Raw genomic sequence first — 603 nt, forward strand, 5'->3', positions numbered from 1 at the left:
TCTTTGAATAATTGGAAAGGCAAAGTTCCTGGTTTCATTTCAGGAATTGCATCCGGCGAGCCGAAATCCGTACAGAAATTCTTGGTCAATACCGCTTCAGCAAACGCTACTGCCGGCGTGTTGGAAGTTAACGGCAAAAAACAAGCTTTCTTCAGCGGACACTTTACGCCCGCAGCCGAGCTGCCTAAAGGACAAGTTCATTACAGCACCAGCGTTGCCTCTATGCATAGCGGCGCAAATTAAGATATTACCCGCACAGAGTTGACTGCCAATTTTGACAGTAAAAAATTAACAGGCACTATCTCTCGTGATGCTAAATTTGGCGACAACATTGCTGTTAATGCCCAAATTAGCGGCAACAAGTTTGAACAATCCGGTGCGACCCAAGTCAAAGGCGGTTTCTTTGGCAAAAATGCAGCGGAAGTTGCAGGCGGATTCTCTAGCGGCAATACGGTAGGCGCATTCGTCGGCTCGAAGAAATAATCTTCCGGTAAACGGTATTGCAAATAAAGGTCGTCTGAAAACAGGTTTTCTGGTTTCAGACGACCTTTGGCTTTTGTACGCTTTTTAATTTTTTGTATTTGGCTATTATCTGTGTCAAAT

At 44.6% G+C, this 603-nt stretch carries 1 protein-coding gene and 1 pseudogene; one reads left to right on the forward strand and one right to left on the reverse strand.

Going from position 1 to position 603, the window contains the following annotated elements:
• Positions 1–243: pseudogene (locus ACTHUT_RS21560) on the forward strand (transferrin-binding protein-like solute binding protein); the annotation flags it as partial.
• Here the strand turns inward: ACTHUT_RS21560 and ACTHUT_RS21565 are convergent.
• Positions 240–603: hypothetical protein (locus tag ACTHUT_RS21565; RefSeq protein ID WP_440419857.1), on the reverse strand; the 364-nt coding region annotated here is incomplete at its 5' end. The pseudogene ACTHUT_RS21560 and the gene ACTHUT_RS21565 overlap by 4 nt on opposite strands.

The sequence above is a fragment of the Neisseria sp. P0022.S010 genome, assembly GCF_051956635.1.